This window comes from Paracoccus sp. SCSIO 75233 (genome assembly GCF_027912675.1).
GTDB lineage: Bacteria > Pseudomonadota > Alphaproteobacteria > Rhodobacterales > Rhodobacteraceae > Paracoccus.
On the sequence record NZ_CP115757.1, the window covers coordinates 2,890,122 to 2,905,544 of the forward strand.

Annotated in this window: 9 protein-coding genes; 7 read left to right on the forward strand and 2 right to left on the reverse strand. The window is 62.1% G+C overall.

All coding sequences use genetic code 11. The annotated features are described in order from the left end of the window. The first annotated feature begins 2 nt into the window (after window positions 1-2). Complete coding sequence (locus PAF12_RS14070; protein WP_271107623.1) at window positions 3-557, forward strand: nucleotide exchange factor GrpE; 555 nt, start codon at window positions 3-5, stop codon at window positions 555-557. A gap of 30 nt (window positions 558-587) precedes the next feature. Beyond that, window positions 588-1,211 carry an ATP-dependent Clp protease proteolytic subunit gene (locus tag PAF12_RS14075; RefSeq protein WP_271107624.1) on the forward strand — a complete coding sequence of 208 codons (624 nt, stop codon included), beginning with the start codon at window positions 588-590 and terminating at the stop codon, window positions 1,209-1,211. A gap of 137 nt (window positions 1,212-1,348) precedes the next feature. Here PAF12_RS14075 and metK read toward each other — a convergent pair whose 3' ends face one another. Together metK and ahcY are read right to left on the reverse strand one after the other, a co-directional pair. Beyond that, window positions 1,349-2,536, reverse strand: a complete 1,188-nt coding sequence (gene metK, locus PAF12_RS14080) for a methionine adenosyltransferase (RefSeq protein WP_271107626.1) — start codon at window positions 2,534-2,536, stop codon at window positions 1,349-1,351. Window positions 2,537-2,540: 4 nt separating this feature from the next. Continuing rightward, entirely contained in the window at window positions 2,541-3,932 is a 1,392-nt protein-coding gene (gene ahcY / locus PAF12_RS14085; protein WP_271107627.1) for an adenosylhomocysteinase, read from the reverse strand. A 186-nt stretch (window positions 3,933-4,118) separates the two neighbouring features. Here ahcY and PAF12_RS14090 point away from each other — a divergent pair, with 186 nt between their 5' ends. The 5 genes from PAF12_RS14090 to PAF12_RS14110 all read left to right on the forward strand — a co-directional run bounded on the left by PAF12_RS14090 (window position 4,119) and on the right by PAF12_RS14110 (window position 15,388). Further along, the gene (locus PAF12_RS14090; RefSeq protein ID WP_271107628.1) at window positions 4,119-5,045 is read left to right on the forward strand and encodes a glucokinase; all 927 of its coding nucleotides are present in this window, start codon (window positions 4,119-4,121) and stop codon (window positions 5,043-5,045) included. A gap of 85 nt (window positions 5,046-5,130) precedes the next feature. Then, window positions 5,131-7,050: an autotransporter assembly complex family protein gene (locus PAF12_RS14095; RefSeq protein WP_271107630.1), complete on the forward strand. Its 1,920-nt coding sequence runs from the start codon at window positions 5,131-5,133 to the stop codon at window positions 7,048-7,050. Further along, window positions 7,050-13,058 (forward strand): translocation/assembly module TamB domain-containing protein, encoded by a 6,009-nt coding sequence (locus tag PAF12_RS14100; RefSeq protein ID WP_271107632.1) that lies wholly within the window; start codon window positions 7,050-7,052, stop codon window positions 13,056-13,058. The genes PAF12_RS14095 and PAF12_RS14100 overlap by 1 nt, the downstream gene beginning before the upstream one ends. Before the next feature lie 103 nt (window positions 13,059-13,161). Then, window positions 13,162-13,503, forward strand: a complete 342-nt coding sequence (locus PAF12_RS14105; RefSeq protein ID WP_271107633.1) for a DUF2853 family protein — start codon at window positions 13,162-13,164, stop codon at window positions 13,501-13,503. A gap of 238 nt (window positions 13,504-13,741) precedes the next feature. Further along, the gene (locus tag PAF12_RS14110) at window positions 13,742-15,388 is read left to right on the forward strand and encodes a DUF2125 domain-containing protein (protein ID WP_271107634.1); all 1,647 of its coding nucleotides are present in this window, start codon (window positions 13,742-13,744) and stop codon (window positions 15,386-15,388) included. The last annotated feature ends 35 nt before the right edge of the window (window positions 15,389-15,423 follow it).

Genomic DNA, 15,423 nt, shown 5'->3' on the forward strand with positions numbered 1-15,423 from the left:
AGATGAGCGACCAGAACCCTGATGACCAGCAGCCGCTTGAGGAACTTCCCCTCGATGAAGATTTCATGGACCCGTTTGCCGAGGAAGAGGATCAGGTCCAGAAGCTGACCGCCGAACGGGACGAATTGCGCGACCGTTTCATGCGGGCGCTTGCGGATGCCGAAAACGCCCGCAAACGCGCGGATAAAGAGCGCCGCAATGCCGAGCAATATGGCGGCTCCCGCCTCGCCCGCGATCTGCTGCCGGTCTATGACCACCTGCACCGCGCGATTGACGCCGTTCCCGAGGATCAGCGGGAAACCAATGCCGCGCTTCTTGAGGGGGTGGAACTGACCCTGCGTGAGCTGGGCAACGTGTTCGCCAAGCACGGCATCACCGTGCTGCGCCCCGAGATTGGCGAGAAATTCGATCCGCAGCTTCACGAGGCCATGTTCGAGGCGCCGCTGCCCGGCACCAGGGCTGGTGACGTCATTCAGCTGATGGAGCCGGGCTTCATGATCCATGACCGCCTGCTGCGTCCCGCCAAGGTCGGCGTCAGCTCGACCCCGGCCAGCTAAGCCACAGATTTTCAGAACCGAGAGGACACCATGCCCCAGATCCGGCTGGACGACGAAGACGACGATCAGGAAGACGACGCCCCGAAAGAGCAAGGGCTGGGCCTGCCCGAGAGCAGCAATATCGGCAAGCTCTATTTCAAATCCCGCAACGTGATCGTCGCGGGAGAGATCAACGATAAGCTGGCGCAGCGCACTGTCGCGCATCTGCTGGCACTGGCGGAGGAGAGCGACGATCCGATCAATATGCTGATCTCCTCCCCCGGCGGGCATGTCGAATCCGGTGACATGATCCACGACATGATCCGCTTTATCCGCCCGACCGTGCGCTGCATTGGCTCGGGCTGGGTGGCCTCTGCCGGGGCGCTGATCTTCATGGGCGCGCAGAAAAAGAACCGTTTCTGCCTGCCGAACACGCGCTTCCTGCTGCACCAACCCTCGGGCGGGATTCGCGGGACGTCGACGGATATGATGATCCAGGCCGAGCAGGTCCGGCTGATGCGCGAGCGTCTGAACCAGATTTTCGCAGACGCCACCGGTCAGAGTGTCGAACGGATCGAGCAGGACACGCAGCGCGATTTCTGGCTGAACACCGAGGAGGCGCTTGAATACGGGCTGCTCGGCAAGGTCATCAGCTCGGTCGATGAGCTGAAGTAAGAGAACCGAAATGACGAAAGGGGCGGCTGTCAGGGCCGCCCCTTTTTATTTCTAAGCGCCGCCTGGGCTGCGCCGTCGCATGGATATTTGGGCCAGGATGAAGAGGGGCGAAAGTGTTCGCTTCGCCCCGCCCGGGGTCAGACGGCGGCTTTCAGTGCCTCTGCCTTGTCGGTCGCTTCCCATGTGTAGCCGGTGTGGGTTTTGCCGGCATAGGTGATCTGCTCTGGCGCCTTGCCGAAGTGGCCATAGGTCGACGTGCTGCGATAAATCGGGTGCAGCAGGTCAAGCTCGCCAATAATGGCGAAGGGGCGCAGGTCGAAGACCTCGCGCACGGCGGCGACGATTTTCTCCACCGGGACGGTTTCGGTTCCGAAGCAGTTGAGCGAGATCGAGGTCGGTTCGGCCACGCCGATGGCGTAGCTGACCTGAATCTCGCAGCGCTTGGCAAGCCCGGCTGCGACGATGTTCTTCGCAACCCAGCGGCCCGCATAGGCGGCGGAACGGTCCACCTTGGACGGATCCTTGCCCGAGAACGCACCGCCGCCGTGGCGGGCCATGCCGCCATAGGTGTCGACGATAATCTTGCGCCCGGTCAGGCCGCAATCGCCAACCGGGCCGCCGATGACGAATTTGCCGGTTGGGTTGATGAAGTATTTCGTCTCCGCAGACAGCCACTCGGCGGGCAGAACCGGCTTGATGATCTCCTCAATGACCGCTTCGCGCAGATCGTCCAGCCCGATCTCCGGGTTGTGCTGCGTCGACAGGACGACGGCATCGACGGCCTCCGGCCGACCATCCTCGCCGTAGCGGAACGTGACCTGCGATTTCGCGTCCGGGCGCAGCCAGTCCAGCGTGCCATTGCGGCGGACCAGCGACTGGCGCTGAACCAGCCGGTGCGCATAGGTGATCGGGGCGGGCATCAGCACATCGGTTTCGTCCGAGGCATAGCCGAACATCAGGCCCTGATCGCCGGCACCCTGTTCTTCCAGAGCTTCGCGGTCGACACCCTGATTGATCTCCGGCGACTGCTTGCCGATGATATTGATGACCGAGCAGGTGGCACCGTCGAAGCCGACCTCGGACGAGGTATAGCCGATATCGCTGATGACATCGCGCACGATTGATTCCAGATCGACCCATGCGCTTGTCGTGATCTCGCCGGAGATAATCGCCACCCCGGTTTTGACCATTGTTTCGCAGGCAACGCGGGCGCGCGGATCCTCGGCGATGATGGCGTCGAGCACGGCGTCGCTGATCTGGTCCGCGATCTTGTCGGGGTGACCCTCGGACACGGATTCCGAGGTGAAGAGGTTATATTCGCTCATGGTTTCAATACCGGTAATGATCTGATTTGAAAGGGCCATCCTGCGGCACGCCGATATAGTCGGCCTGCTCGGCAGAGAGCTTCGTCAGCTTTGCGCCGACCTTGTCGAGATGCAGCATCGCGACTTTCTCGTCCAGATGCTTGGGCAGGATATAGACGCCAGGGGCGTATTCGTCGCCCTTGGTGAACAGCTCGATCTGGGCCAGCACCTGGTTGGTGAAGCTGGCCGACATCACGAAGGACGGGTGGCCGGTGGCATTGCCGAGATTCAGCAGACGGCCCTGGCTCAGCAGGATGATACGATTGCCCGAGGGCATCTCGATCATGTCCACCTGATCCTTGATATTGGTCCATTTGTGGTTCTTCAGGCTGGCGACCTGAATCTCATTGTCGAAATGGCCGATATTGCCGACGATGGCCATGTCCTTCATCTCGCGCATATGCTCGACGCGGATGACGTCCTTGTTGCCGGTCGTGGTGACGAAGATATCGGCGGAGGCGACGACCTCCTCCAGCGTGACCACCTCGAAACCGTCCATTGCGGCTTGCAGCGCGCAGATCGGATCGACCTCGGTCACCTTCACGCGGGCACCGGCACCTTGCAGCGAGGCGGCAGAGCCTTTGCCGACATCGCCGTAACCGCAGACGACGGCGACCTTGCCGGCCATCATCACATCGGTGGCGCGGCGGATACCGTCGACGAGCGATTCCTTGCAGCCATATTTATTGTCGAATTTCGACTTGGTGACGGAGTCGTTGACGTTGATCGCCGGGAAGGGCAGCAGGCCCTTCTTGTGCAGATCGTAGAGGCGATGCACGCCGGTCGTGGTTTCCTCGCTGACGCCCTGAATGGCATCGCGCTGCTGCGTGAACCAGCCGGGGCTCTCTTCCAGCCGCTTGCGGATCTGGGCGAACAGCGCCTCTTCCTCTTCGCTGGTCGGGGTGGCGATCAGGTCATCTTCGCCGTTTTCGACCCGGGCACCCAGCAGGATATAAAGCGTGGCGTCGCCGCCATCGTCGAGGATCATATTCGCGGTCCCTTCGCCGAAGCGGAAAATCTGGTCGGTATAGGACCAGTATTCTTCCAGCGTTTCGCCCTTGATGGCGAAGACCGGCACACCGGATGCGGCAATCGCTGCGGCGGCGTGGTCCTGTGTCGAGTAGATATTGCACGAGGCCCAGCGGACATCCGCGCCCAGAGCAACCAGCGTTTCGATCAGCACGGCGGTCTGCACGGTCATATGCAGACTGCCGGCGATGCGTGCGCCTTTAAGGGGTTTTGCGTCGCGATATTCTGCCCGAAGCGCCATCAGCCCCGGCATTTCGGTTTCAGCGATGTCGAGTTCTTTCCGCCCGAAGTCGGAAAGTGCGATATCTTTGATGATGTAATCGGTCATGTATGGCCTTCAGCCTGTGGTCCGCGACTGGCGGAAAATGGTTGGAGAGCGGCCCATGTTAGCCGCCCTGCGACGAATCGACCATTCCTTATCGGTAAGACCTCTGTTTTGCCAGCCGGGCTATGGTAGGTTGCAGTGCATAAGCGGCTCGCGTATCGCAATAAATCAGACAAATCGGGGGGCAATATGGCAGTTTTACTTGCTGATGTCGGCGGAACCAATGCGCGGGTGGCGTTGGCGCGCAATGGGATAATCGATACCGACAGCATTACGCGATACCGTGGCGAGGATTATGACAGCTTTGACCGCGTGGTGCAGACCTATCTGGCCGAACAGGACGATCCCCGGCTGACGGCGGTCTGTGTCGCGGTCGCCGGTCCCGTCTCGGGCGGGCGGGCGGAGCTGACCAACCGCGACTGGGATTTCTCCGAAGAGCGCCTTGCGAAGCTGACCGATGCCGATCATGTGCGGCTGATCAACGATCTGACGGCACTGGGCTATGCCACCAATCGTCTGGACGAAGACGGTGTCTCGCTGCTGCGGGCGGCACCGGCGCATCGGTCGCGGAACGGGCAGGCCCTCGTGGTCGGTGCCGGGACCGGGTTCAATGTCTGTGGTGTCCGGCATCTGCCGGGCGGCGCGATTTCCTGTCAGGAGGCGGAGGAGGGGCATACCAGCCTGCCCGCGAATATCTATGCGCGCCTGCTGGATCAGGTCGGGGCGAGCGCGATGCCGGGCTTCTTCTCGACCGAGGAGCTTTTTGCCGGGCGCGGTCTCGCGCGGCTGCACGAGGCGCTGCATGACGTGAAGGTGGAGCGGGCCGAGGCCATCTCCAATGCGGCCATGCAGGGCGATGCGGCTTCGGAAGAGACCTACCGTCTGTTTACCGAGCTTTTCGGCCTGCTGCTGCGCGAGCTTGCTTTGCGCTTCATGCCGGTCGAAGGCATGTATCTTGCCGGTTCCGTGGCCCGCAGCTTCGCACACCGGACGGAGCAGTTGGAGAGTGCATTCCTTGCCGAGCCTTATATGCGGCACATCCCGGAAAACACGCCGCTGTTGCTGATCCGTGACGATATGGCCGCACTTCACGGCTGTCTGGCGGCAATTTCGTGAAGTAGCATAAATCACACTCAACTCAGGTAGATTTCCCAAGGTAAAGCTGTAAAAACGAGGCGAAGCGCAGGAGGGGCCGTCAGGGATGCATCGCAGTTTAACGATTGCCTTATCGGCGCTTGCATCGGTGGCAATGGTCGGGGCCGATGCGTTTGCGCAGTCTGCGTCATCCTCGAACCCGTTTTCCCGCTTCTCCGGGCTTTTCAGCCGCGAAGAACAGCCTGTCACCAATGATCAGGGCGAGGTTCTGGGTCCGCCCGTCGATCTGCAATTCGTCATCGTCAATGGCGATGAAGACCTCCGGCGGCCCTTGCGGGGCGCATCGCTGGTGGCCGGTGCGCTGGATGAACAACGGGCGACCGGGCAGGATATTCTTGCGGCGGCGCGTGGCGATTATGCCCGCGTTCTTGGGGTTCTTTACGACGAGGGCTATTTTTCGGCCATCATCAATATCACGCTGGACGGGGTGGAGGCGGCGAATATCGCGCCGCTCGACGCGCCGGACTATGTCGGTCAGGTGGTGGTCTCGGTCGATCCCGGCCCGCGATTTGAATTCGGGCGCGCCGATCTGGGGCCGCTTGCGCCCGGCACGCAACCGATTGACGGCTATGCGGTCGGCAAACCCGCCGGGACCGGGATCATTAAACGGGCGACCTCCCGCGCGATCAGCGACTGGCGTGACGCCAGCCACGCCAAGGCCCGTGTCGCGGCGGATGAGATCATCGCGGATCACAATGTCTCACAGCTTGAATCGCGGGTTGATCTGAACCCCGGCCCGGCCGTGACCTTCGGGCGGCTGCAGGCGACCGGGAATGAGCGACTGAGCACGCGTCGCATGCTCAAGATCGCAGGCTATCCGGAGGGTGAGCTGTTCGATCCCGAAAAGCTCGACACCATGCGCAAGCGCCTGCGCCGCTCCGGCGTGTTTTCCGCGATCACGCTGGTCGAGGCGGAAACGCTGAACCCCGATAATTCGATGGATGTCGCGCTGACCGTGGTGGAACAGAAACCCCGCCGTCTGGGCGCGGCGTTCGAGATTTCCAGCGTCGATGGCGCCATGTTCTCCGCCTATTGGCTGCACCGCAACCTGCTGCGGGGTGGCGAGCGTTTCCGGGTGGAGGCGCAGATCAGCGATGTCAGCGCCGACACGGATGAGCAGGATTATTCCTTCGGCGTCAGGATAGACCGGCCCGCGACGCTGTCGGCGGATACGACCGGATATATCGACCTGAACCTGTCCGAAGATAACGAACCGGATTACTACGAACGCAAGGTGGAGTTCGGGATCGGCTTCAACCACATCGAAAGCGAGCGCCTGACCGGGGATTTTGCGCTGAAATACACCCTGTCGAAGATCAATTACGGCGATGGCTATTACGAATTTTCGACAATCTCCCTGCCGACGAAGGTCACATGGGATATGCGGGACCAACAGAACAACGCCAAGAGCGGTTTCTGGCTGTCCGGCGAGGTGACGCCGTTTGTCGGGCTGGAGGACACGGGATCAGGCGCGCAGCTTATCGGTGAGGGCCGCTACTATCGCAGCTTTCTGGAAGAGGACCGGCTGACCTTCGCGGGCCGTGCCAGGCTGGGAACGGTTGTGGGTCCCGATATTCTCGAAACCCCGCCGGATTACCTGTTCTTCTCCGGCGGCGGCGGCAGTGTGCGCGGGCAAAAATATGAATCCCTCGGCTTCGACATCCCGCTGCCCGATCAGGAGGAGGACGCCTATGTCGGCGGGCTCAGCCTGCTGAACATCAATTTCGAGGCGCGTTATCAGGTCCGGGAAAAGATCGGTGCCGTGGCGTTCGTTGATGCGGCCCAGATCTGGGATGACGGTGTCTGGCAGGGTGATCGGAAATGGCATGCGGGTGCGGGTGTCGGGGTGCGCTACGACACGCCGATCGGTCCGCTGCGCTTTGACGTGGCGACGCCGATCAACGAAGATGACGACGACGATGTAAGCTCGGTTCAGCTCTATCTCGGTCTTGGGCAGGCGTTCTGATGTTGCGGAAATTCTCGATCAGGCTGGCGTTTCTGCTGCTGCTGCCACTCGCTGCGCTGGCGCAGGATGCGTCGGAGGATGACGCGACAGTTGCCGAAATCGCGGCGGAGGAGACCGATGACAAGGGTTTCCTGACCCGCTTCTTGCAAAACCGTTTGTCGAGCGCCGGCAGGTCGGTTGTTATCGACGGGTTCGAGGGGGCTTTGTCATCGCGCGCCACCTTCGCGCGCATTGTCATTTCCGATGGCGAAGGCGCTTGGCTGACCCTGCATGACGGCGCGATACAGTGGAACCGCTCCGCCCTTTTGCGCGGTCAGGTCCAGATCGGCGAGATGAGCGCCGCGTTGATCGAGGTGCCGCGCGGACCCATCACCGAGGAGCAGGAGGAGACGCGGGCAGAGGCACGCAGCTTCTCCCTGCCCGAATTGCCGGTCGGCATCTATATCGACCAGATCGATGCCGAGCGCGTGGTGATCGGCAGCCCGATCCTGGGTGAGGACGCGGAAATCACGCTCAGCGGCTCCATGACGCTGGCGGGTGGCGAAGGCACCGCCGATGTTGAGATCAGCCGGGTTGACGGCAAGAAGGGCGAATTCACCTTCAAAGGCGGGTTCGACAATGAAAGCCGGGTGCTGAATATCGACCTGTCGCTGGATGAAGATCCGGGCGGTATATTCTCGCGCATCGCGGACATCGACGGCCAGCCAGCGGTCAACGCGGATATCAAGGGCAGCGGTCCGCTGACCGATTTTGCGGGTGATATCAGGCTGGCGACAGACGGGGTCGACCGGATCACGGGCACGTTGCGCAGCCAGTCCGCCGAGGGGCCGGACGGTGCGCCGGGCAATCGTTTCGATATCAATATCGGCGGCGACATCGCCACGCTGCTGCCGCCGGATAACCGTGAATTCTTCGGTGACCGGACCAGCCTGACGGCGACCGGCTGGCGCGGCGAAAGCGGGCGGCTTGAGGTCGAGGCGCTGGATCTCGATACCGATGCGCTCAAGATCGACGGGGCGCTGTCGCTGAACGATCAGAACGCGCCGCAGATGCTCGATCTGAATATCGATTTCGGGGAGGAGGCTGGGGCGCAGACCCTGCCGGTCAAGATACCGTTTACCGAACCGCCCGTGACGGTTTTGTCGGGCGATCTTTCGCTGGGCTATAATGCTGCCGAAGGGTCGGGCTGGAGCCTGCAGGGCTGGCTGACCCAGATCGACCGCGATCAGGCCCGGATTGCCCGGCTCGATCTGGATGGCTCGGGGCAGGTGGTGCTGGCCGATGGCGAGTCGCTGGAGAATATCGGCGGTCAGATCGGTTTCGATGCAGCGGGGATTTCGCTGGTCAGCGCCAATCTTCAGCAGGCGCTTGGCGACAGGATCGGTGGCAGCACGGGGTTTGACTTCACGCCGGGCGATGTGCTGCGGCTGAGCGAGATGGAACTCGCTGGCGATGCGTATTCGCTGGGCGGCGCGCTGACCGTTGACGGGCTGAGCAGCGGTATCACGCTTTCAACGGACGGCCTGATTGCGCGCTATGATGACCTGAGCAACCTGTCCGGGCTTGCGGGCCGAAACATGTCGGGCCGGGCGGAGGCGGATATTTCTGCCAGCTACGGCGTCCTGACCCGTGCATTCGATGTTGAGGGCAATATCGTCGGCACCGACATCACCGTCGACAACGATCAGCTCGACAATCTGCTGCGCGGCGATTCCACCATCGATGTGTCCGCCGCCCGGACGGAGCAGGGTACCGAGCTGCGTTCGTTGGAGATCAACGCCCAGCGGATCAGCCTGACGGCAAACGGTCTGGTCACGGGCGACAGCATGGACCTGACGGCAGATTTCGACATGCCGACGCTGTCTGATCTCGATCCGGCGTTGGAGGGTGCTTTGGCAGCGAATGCCCGGATTTCGGGTCCGAACGGGGCGCTGCAACTTCAGTTGGATGGGCAGGCAACCGGGCTGCAAACCGGGATCGAGGCGGTTGATAATGCCTTTGCGGGTCAGTCCGACCTGACCGCCACAATCGCGCAGCAGGAAAACGGCTTCATGCTGAACGCGCTTCGGCTGAGCAATGAGCAGCTTTCGCTGGATGGCAGCGGGCTTGTTGCCGGGCGCGACATCGATGCCCGGTTCGACCTGAACGTCAGCGATCTTGCTGCTTTGGGCGAACGCTTCGCCGGGGCGCTTGTCGCGCAGGCGCAGATTGACGCGGATGCCGACGGGCGGCGTGTGACACTGACCGGGACGGCGGATGACATCACGCTTGGTCAGAACAATCTGGACGGGGCGTTTCTGGGTCAGACCCGGTTTTCGGTCGAGGCGGAGCAGAAGGACGATCTGGTCAATATCTCCGACATCCGGCTGAACAACGACCAGATGACCGCGACGGCGAATGCCACCATGTCGGATTCCGGCGTCAATGCGCGCGCACGTCTGGATATGGAGTCGATTGCGGCTCTTGGTGACGGGTGGCTTGGGGCGCTCGGCGCGGATGCGGTCTTTACCCAGGGGCCGGAGGGGACGCGGAATTTCCGGGTCGATGCGGTCGGGCAGGATCTCGCATTGGGTCAGCAGAGCGTTGACAGCGCGCTTGGCGGGCAAACCGATGTGACGCTGGTCGGGCAGCAGCGACCCGGCGGCGCGCTGGAGGTCACCTCGCTGGAGGTGGATAATGAGCATCTGAACATGAACGCCTCCGGCCAGCTTGATGAGGGCGCGATAGATGCGCAGGCGCGCTTCGCGATTGGCGATCTGCGCGCGCTCGGTCAGGGATGGTCCGGGACGCTGAACGCCGATGCGACGGTAACCACGGATGATGACGGCACACGGCAGATCCGCGTCGACGGCTCGGGGCAGGATATTCGGCTGGGGCAGGCGCAGCCGGATGCGCCGGCGACGGGTCTGACCAATATCGCCATCGCGGCGGCGCAAACCGGGACCGGCGCAATCCGGATAGATCGCGCCGATATTTCCAACGATCAGATGAATATCGCCGCGCAGGGTGTCGTCGGCCAGTCGCAGACTGATGCACTGGCGGCGATTGACGTGCGCGACCTCGCCTCCCTCGGTCTCGGGCTTCAGGGCGGGCTGGATGTGGATGCGCGCTTCACCGATATTGAGGACGGAAAGCGCCGCCTGACGGTGACCGGCACCGGCGACGATCTGGCGCTTGGTCAGGCGCAGGCCGATGCCGCGCTGAGCGGAACGACGACGATAGATGTCTCCGCCGTTGAGCAGGGCGGCAATTTCACCATAGAGCGGGCAGAGCTGGCCAATAACCAGACCGAAGTCAGCGCCCAAGGGGTGATCGGTCCCGATGGCACCGATGCCAGCGCCGATCTGAGCATGAGCGATCTGTCCGCGCTCGGCCTCGGCTGGTCCGGCGCGGTCGAGGCTGATGCGACATTGACCGATGCCGAAAATGGCGGGCGCGGCTTTACGCTGACCGGCACCGGCACGGATCTGTCGCTGGGTGTCGGCGGTGCCCTGACGGGGGAGACGCGGTTCACGGCGACCGGCACCCAGAATGGCGGGCTGATCGAGCTGGAAAGCGCGCAGATCGAAAACCCCGATCTGTCGGCGGATGCCTCTGGCAGGTTCGGGCAGGACCAGACCGATCTGACGGCGCAGCTTCGCGCGGATGATCTGTCCTTCCTTGGACGTGGTCTTGGCGGTGCCGTGAATGCCGATGCAACCGTCCGCGATACGGCACGGGGGCGGGCAATCACGCTTGACGGGACGGCGCGCAATCTGAGGGTGGGCAACGCACAAGGCAATGCCGCCCTTGCCGGGGAAACCCGGCTTGCCGTCGAGGCAGTGCAAAGCGGCAGCCGCATCACCTTCGAGCGGCTTCAGGTCGAGAACCCGCAGATCGCCGCCGAGGGCGAGGGGATTATCGGCGGCGGTGTCAGCCGTTTTGACCTGCAGGCGCGGAGCGGCAATCTCGGCTTCCTTGGCCCGCAATTCGGCGGGTCGGTTCAGGCGTCAGGCCAGCTTCGGGATCAGGGCGGGCGGCGTGAATTCGACATCAGCGGCTCCGGCACCAATATCGCAACCGGCGTCGCGCAGCTTGATGCGGCGCTGGCCGGGCAAACGCGGTTCGCCGCCAGTGGCGCGCAGGACGGGTCGCTGATCCGGCTGGACAGCGTCAGCGCCCGCAACGGGCAGATTTCAGCGACGGCCAGCGGTGTTTACGGTCCGGGTGAAACCGATATTGATGCGCAGCTCAGCGCGCCCGATCTGGGCTTCGTCATGCCGCAACTCAGCGGTAATGTTGCGGCGAATGCCCGCATTACCGACCAGCCGGGGGGTCGTCGGATCACGGCGGCGGCAACGGCGAATGGTCTGGGCATCGGCAATCCGCAGGCAGATGCGCTTTTGCAAGGTCCGACCCGCGCAGAACTGGCCCTTCAGCAAAGCAATGGCACCATCCTTGTCGAGCGGCTGAACGTCCAGAACGGTCAGATTCAGGTGATCGCGGATGGCAACCCGGCGGAGGCGCTTAATCTGGATGCGCGGCTGGCCGACCTCGCCCCGCTTCTGCCGGGGATCACCGGGTCGGCGCAGGCAACCGGCACGATCAGCCAGCAACCGGGTGGTACGGCAATGGACCTCGCCCTGACCGGGCCGGGGGGCACACGGGCGCAGGTATCGGGTGTTTACGCCGGGGCGGAGACTGATCTGCGGGTGTCCGGCGTCAGCAATGCGGCGGCGGCGAACGGGTTCCTGCGGACGCGCAGTGTCGAGGGCCCGGTCAGCTTCGATCTGCGCATGCAGGGGGAGCCGGGGCTGGACGCGATCACCGGCAATCTGAGCATGGAGAATGGCCGCCTGGCGGAGCCGCGCATCGGGTTGACCGTGGACGATCTGCGGCTGAACGCGGCACTGGCGCGCGGGCTGATCGATCTCAACGTCAACGGTAATCTGAACGCGGGCGGTGCGCTTGGTGTGGATGGCTCGGTCGATTTGCGCTCCGGCGCGCCGGTGCTGGATCTGAATGCGCAGTTGATGGATGCCGTTATCCGCGATCCCAACCTGTATGAGCTGACGGCGAATGGCGCTGTCTCCATCAGCGGGGTGGCGGCGGATGGGCCGCTGGTCAGCGGGCGGATCAATATCGTCCAGGCGGAGTTCCGGATTCCCTCGACCGGGCTCGGGGGCACGCAGGCGATCCCGGACAACATTGTTCATATCGGCGATAGCTGGCAGGCGGCGGCCACGCGCGCGAAGGCGGGGCTGGAACCTTATGGCAGCCTTGCCGCGCAGGATGCTGAACTGGCCGGACCGGCAGCGACCCCGCCCGCGAACCCGGCGCGATTCGATCTGACGATCTCGGCGCCAAATCAGGTATTTGTGCGCGGGCGCGGCGTCGATGCGGAAATGGGTGGCGAGTTGCGGGTGACAGGTAACGCCCGCACCCCGGTGCCGGTCGGGCATCTTTCGTTGATCCGGGGCCGGGTCGATCTGCTTGGGAAGCGGTTCGAGCTCAGCGAAGGGCTGATCGAGTTGCAGGGCAGTCTTGTCCCCGTTCTGCGTCTTGTCGCGACGCATCGGGAAGACGACATCACCACCCGCATCGTCATTGACGGCGAATTGCGGGAGCCGGATATTACCTTCGAATCCGACCCCGAATTGCCGGAAGAAGAGGTGCTGTCCTATCTGCTGTTCGGGCAGGGTCTCGACCAGATCACCCCGCTTCAGGCCGCCCAGCTTGCCAATGCAATGGCGGTACTGGCCGGGCGCGGCGGCATTGGCGTGGTCGGAAATATTCGCGACGCTGCGGGTCTGGACGATCTTGACCTGACGGTCGATGACGACGGCAGTGTCGCGGTGCGGGCGGGGAAATACCTGACCCGGAACGTCTATACCGACGTTGAACTGGATGACGACGGCAAGACGCAGATCAACCTTAACCTAGACGTCACAGACTCCGTCACCACGCGCGGATCGGTCGCCAGCGACGGCGAAAGCACGCTTGGTATTTATTTCGAGCGCGATTACTGATCCCACGGCTTCTTGAAAAGGATAGCTTTACCGATAGGATTCATCGCTCTAGGGTCGGGCAGGGATTGATAATGATTAATCGCCGCTAACGAGGGAATGTACCATGAGCAAGCGCGACGAACTTATCGCAAAATACGCCGAGGATATGAAAGAAAAGCTCGGCATCCAGCCCGATATGGATCTTCTGACCAAGGTGACGATTGGCTGCGGGCCGTCGATCTACAACGCTGACGCGGAGACCGTGGCGGCCAGCGACAATGCAGAGCTGGAGCGGGTGAAGAATAACTTTCTTATCAACAAACTTGGCTGCGCCGACGGGCCGGAGCTGATGGAGGCGATCAAGAAGGTTATGGATGATTACGGCAGCGGCAATCGCAACAAATATCGCGCCGTGGTCTATTATGTGCTGACCAAGCATTTCGGCAAGGAAGCGGTCTACGCCTGATCGGTTTCAGCGGATCATGGGCCTGATCGCCATCAGGTGATCGGGACCGGCTGACATCGTCGCTGACGGCGACGCGCGCTGTGCACCTGTCGCTCAGCGCGTTGGCCTTCGCGGGCTCATCAATTGTTGGTGTCGTTACATTGTTGACAGAATTTTGTACGATCATGCTGCATCCCTCAGCCGCGCTATGCGTTAGCTATGGAATTGAAAATTCGGATTCTCTGACAAGGTGAATGATATGACCCGACTGACTGCTGCGACTGCGCTTGGCGTAATTTTCTCAACGACACCCCTGATGGCGGAAGTCACCCCTCAGTCGGTTTGGGAAGAGATCAGCAATTATTACGAGCGTATGGGTCTGGTCGTCGAAGGCGGCGAGATGGTTGAGGCTGCCGATGCGCTGACCGTGCGCGATGTGGTCATCAGCATGGAAGCCCCGGATTCGGAGATGGACTGGAATGTCGGTGAAGTCGTTCTGACCGCGAATGGCGATAACACCGTAACCGTCGATCTGCCGGATCAGTCCGCAGGCACCATGACCATGATCGTGCCCGCATCACCGGACTACGATGCCTTGGGCGAAGATGACATGCCCATGCCCGCCGAGGATATCGACACGATGACGGAGGAGGACACCGCCGCCGGTGACGATGCCGCGTCGGAGGACATGGCGGCGCCGGATACAGCGGAAGCCGCTCCCGAGACGAAAACGATCACGGTCAATTTCTCCGTCAAGACGCCGGGTGAGGAACTCGTCATCAGCGAAGAGGGCGAGGCGACCGTCTTTGGCTATGTCATGCCGGAAGTTTCGGTCACCGTGGACAGCATTGTTGATCCGGATGGCAGAACCATCGAAAACCCGGCCAGCGTAACCATCACCGACATGCGCGGCTCCGACCGGGTGGAAACCGCCGATATGACCCGGGTTGCTCAGACGGGCAGCGCCGCCGAAATGGTTGTCGATATCAATATTGACGAGGAAGAGGGAAGCGCGATCGGCCAGTTCACGATGGCCGGGATGGAGTTCACGTCGGAAACCGAATTGCCCGCCGGAACCACCTTGGGCGCGGATTTTTCCGAGGCAATGATTGCGGGCCTGAAGCTTCGCGGCGATTCGACCATCGAGAAGATGGACTTCGCGCTCGACTTTTCTTCCACGGAACCGGACGGCGAAACCCAGCAGGGCTCTGCTGCGGCCAGTTCGGAAAACCTGAACGCTCAGTTCAACATGGACGCCGGAAACATGGGCTATGGCGGCACGTCGGGCATGATCACGGCTGAGCTGAACATTCCCGACGAGATGCTGGCGGTCGGGTACAGCGCGACCAGCAGCGAATTCGATGTCATGTTCCCGATGGCTGCCGACCCGGAGCCGCAGGATTTCAGCTTCGATTTTGCGCTTGATGGATTAGAACTGTCTGACGAAGTCTGGGCGATGTTCGATCCGCAAGCCGCGCTTCCGCGTGATGCGGCGGCACTGAATATCGACCTCGACGGTCAGATGACGGTCGCCATCAACCTGATGGACAACGAAGCGATGATGCAGGCGATGGAAGCGCCGATGAGCCTGAACTCGCTGAAAATCAACAATGTCGACCTGTCGGCGGTTGGTGTGAATCTCGGCCTGACCGGGGATATTGAACTGCCCGAGGGTGGCCCGATGCCAACCCCGGTCGGTATCATCTCGGGCCGTGTTGAGGGCCTTAATGCGCTGCTCGACACGCTGGTCTCTGCCGGGATGGTGCCGCAGGATCAGATGATGGGCATGCGGATGATGATGGCGATGTTCGTCAAGCAGGACCCGTCGGATGCGAATGTCATGACTTCCGAGATCGAATTCCGCGAAAGTGGTGAGATCCTCGCCAACGGTCAGCGGGTCAAATAACCCGATCCTCGATTTTTGTCCGGGCCGTCCGTCGA

What these genes read in the sequence shown, in the direction of transcription:
- PAF12_RS14070 (WP_271107623.1), top strand. Translation starts at nt 3, where the DNA reads ATGAGCGACCAGAACCCTGATGACCAGCAGCCGCTTGAGGAACTTCCC.
- PAF12_RS14075 (WP_271107624.1), top strand. Translation starts at nt 588, where the DNA reads ATGCCCCAGATCCGGCTGGACGACGAAGACGACGATCAGGAAGACGAC.
- metK (WP_271107626.1), bottom strand. Translation starts at nt 2,536, where the DNA reads ATGAGCGAATATAACCTCTTCACCTCGGAATCCGTGTCCGAGGGTCAC.
- ahcY (WP_271107627.1), bottom strand. Translation starts at nt 3,932, where the DNA reads ATGACCGATTACATCATCAAAGATATCGCACTTTCCGACTTCGGGCGG.
- PAF12_RS14090 (WP_271107628.1), top strand. Translation starts at nt 4,119, where the DNA reads ATGGCAGTTTTACTTGCTGATGTCGGCGGAACCAATGCGCGGGTGGCG.
- PAF12_RS14095 (WP_271107630.1), top strand. Translation starts at nt 5,131, where the DNA reads ATGCATCGCAGTTTAACGATTGCCTTATCGGCGCTTGCATCGGTGGCA.
- PAF12_RS14100 (WP_271107632.1), top strand. Translation starts at nt 7,050, where the DNA reads ATGTTGCGGAAATTCTCGATCAGGCTGGCGTTTCTGCTGCTGCTGCCA.
- PAF12_RS14105 (WP_271107633.1), top strand. Translation starts at nt 13,162, where the DNA reads ATGAGCAAGCGCGACGAACTTATCGCAAAATACGCCGAGGATATGAAA.
- PAF12_RS14110 (WP_271107634.1), top strand. Translation starts at nt 13,742, where the DNA reads ATGACCCGACTGACTGCTGCGACTGCGCTTGGCGTAATTTTCTCAACG.